General features: G+C 71.8%; 5 protein-coding genes. 1 reads left to right on the forward strand and 4 read right to left on the reverse strand.

Features of this window, described 5'->3' with window-relative positions:
* Positions 1-96 (reverse strand): biotin carboxylase N-terminal domain-containing protein (locus tag ACIQGV_RS40815; RefSeq protein WP_279617129.1); only part of this gene is annotated, 96 nt, incomplete at its 3' end.
* 382 nt (positions 97-478) lie between these two features.
* On the opposite strand from ACIQGV_RS40815, the gene ACIQGV_RS40820 reads away from it, so the two are divergent.
* Complete coding sequence (locus tag ACIQGV_RS40820; RefSeq protein ID WP_402504819.1) at positions 479-970, forward strand: hypothetical protein; 492 nt, start codon at positions 479-481, stop codon at positions 968-970.
* A gap of 47 nt (positions 971-1017) precedes the next feature.
* On the opposite strand, the gene ACIQGV_RS40825 is transcribed toward ACIQGV_RS40820, so the two are convergent.
* From ACIQGV_RS40825 to ACIQGV_RS40835, 3 genes are all read right to left on the reverse strand, one after another.
* Positions 1018-1626: a Maf family protein gene (locus tag ACIQGV_RS40825; RefSeq protein WP_402504821.1), complete on the reverse strand. Its 609-nt coding sequence runs from the start codon at positions 1624-1626 to the stop codon at positions 1018-1020.
* A gap of 39 nt (positions 1627-1665) precedes the next feature.
* Positions 1666-1794 carry a morphogenic membrane protein MmpB gene (gene mmpB / locus ACIQGV_RS40830; protein ID WP_402504823.1) on the reverse strand — a complete coding sequence of 43 codons (129 nt, stop codon included), beginning with the start codon at positions 1792-1794 and terminating at the stop codon, positions 1666-1668.
* 104 nt (positions 1795-1898) lie between these two features.
* A complete protein-coding gene (locus tag ACIQGV_RS40835; protein ID WP_402504825.1) occupies positions 1899-2102 on the reverse strand; it encodes an acyl-CoA carboxylase subunit epsilon in 204 nt (67 codons plus the stop codon).
* Positions 2103-2106 lie beyond the last annotated feature (4 nt).

Genomic DNA, 2106 nt, shown 5'->3' on the forward strand with positions numbered 1-2106 from the left:
TGCGTAGACGGCCACGCTCGCGATCCCGGCGTCCCGGCATGCACGGGCCACGCGGACAGCGATTTCGCCACGGTTGGCGATGAGCACCTTGCGCACGATTGAGGCTCCCTCCTTGAAACAAGCCGAGTTTAGGGACTGCCGACACGGCACTACGACCCGTCCCCAATGGTGACCTCTGCCACACGGAGCGTGATCCGAGCCTTGCTCGATCGGCGAAAGCCCTTGTCGCACCTCGGTACGCAGGACTCTTCCCGGAAACCCTAGCCCTCTCGTGTGGTCAAGGTCTCTGTGCGAGCGTGCTGCGCCCCACTCTGTTTCTTTGTGGAGTCCCTACGAATGGCCCAATGATTCTTTGCCTGTGGCAGAACCCTTGTCCCGAGGTTTACCCGTTAGTAGCGTTCGCGATGGCTCGAACGTACTTGAGGTAACGCCGTCCCGGTCGGGCGGTGCTCGAACGGTCGGAAGAGGGTGGGGACCCGTGGTGCGCAGACCCGTGGCATGGCTGTTGGCGGTCGTGCTCCTCGCCGAGGGGCTGGGCATCGCCGCGGTGAACTGGTTCCTCGGCGTCGTCGCGGAGCGCCAGCACATGTCCCTGGCGGGCCTGGACCCGGACGTGATGTCCCTGTCCTCGAAGATCGGCGGAGTCCTCTTCGGGCTCTACTTCCTGCTGTGCGCCTACGTCGCCCTGCTGGTCGCCCTGCGTGACCGCGCCCCGGCCGGCTTCGGCCGCGTCGTGCTGGTCAGCGCGGCGGTCGTGCACGGGCTGCTGGGCGCCGTCGCCTGGGGGATCGTGGGCCGGGGGGCCTTCGTGTCCATGGCCGTGGTGCTGGCGCTGATCGTGCTGCTGCTGATGACGTACGACCGTACGGAGAACACCGGCGCCGACGCGGGCACCGGGCCGGAGACGGGACCGGGGCCGGCGGCACCGGCGGCCGGGCCGGGGCCGATGGACAAGGCCGCCCCGGCGTGAGCCGCGGGACGGGCCGGACGCCCCTCAGGCCCCCGGCCGGGTGACGGTCAGGTCCACAGATCGGTGATGGAGACCCCCAGCCGGCCCAGGAGACGGCGCACGAGGGGCAGGCTGATGCCGATGACGTTGCCGTGGTCGCCGTCGATGCCCTCGATGAAGGGCGCCGAGCGGCCGTCGAGGGTGAAGGCGCCCGCGACGTGGAGAGGTTCGCCCGAGGCGACATAGGCGGCGATCTCCTCGTCGGTGGGCTCGCCGAAGCGCACGACGGTGGAGGCGGTGGCCGAGGAGTGGAGGCCGGTGGCGGTGTCCCAGACGCAGTGGCCGGTCTGCAGGACGCCCGCACGGCCGCGCATGGACTTCCAGCGGGCGGTGGCCTCCTCGGCGTCGGCGGGCTTGCCGAGCGCCTGGCCGTCGAGTTCGAGCACCGAGTCGCAGCCGATCACCAGCGCGCCCATGACCTCGGGCCGGGCGGCCACCACGGATGCCTTGGCCTCGGCGAGGGCCAGGGCCAGTTCGGCGGGGGTCGGTGCGGTGACGGCGTCCTCGTCGACGCCGCTCACGATCACCTCGGGGGCGAGCCCGGCCTGGCGCAGCAGCCCGAGCCGGGCGGGGGACTGGGAGGCGAGGACGAGTCGGCGGCGGGGCTGATCAGTCATGCGGTCAGCGTAGCCGCGGCGCCCGGCCCGCGCCGGGGCTCACCGCAGGCCGATCGCGATCATCACCAGCACCATGGCGACCGCCATGAGGACGCCGAGCCTCCGCAGCATCTCCTGCATCTCGCGGAGTTCTTCCGGCGGCTCGTTCTCGGGGTCGGACCACAGCATGAGTGCCATGGTCCGGTTCCCCGGTCATGGGGCGCCTGAGTACGCGTACTCAACTTGGCCGGCTCGCTTCCGTACGAGCCCCCGCGCGCCCCGGACGGGCGGGCTCAGCCCGGCCAGCAGCTGCGGGCCCAGGCCGCCTCGCCCGGCTGCGGCAGACGCCGGGCCGCGATGCGGGACGGGTCCGACCAGGAGTCCCGGGGAGCCGGGGCGCCCGGCACCGCGGTCTGGGCGGCCGCGGCGCGGGCCGTGACGACGGTGAGGGCGGCGGCCAGTTCCTCGGGGGTGGGGTTGCCCCGTACGACCTTGATGTTC

This window comes from Streptomyces sp. NPDC093094 (assembly GCF_044754345.1).
Taxonomy (GTDB): domain Bacteria; phylum Actinomycetota; class Actinomycetes; order Streptomycetales; family Streptomycetaceae; genus Streptomyces.

Excerpts from the sequence above, each read along its gene's own strand:
- mmpB (WP_402504823.1), bottom strand. The coding sequence starts at position 1,794 with ATGCTGTGGTCCGACCCCGAGAACGAGCCGCCGGAAGAACTCCGCGAG.
- ACIQGV_RS40825 (WP_402504821.1), bottom strand. The coding sequence starts at position 1,626 with ATGACTGATCAGCCCCGCCGCCGACTCGTCCTCGCCTCCCAGTCCCCC.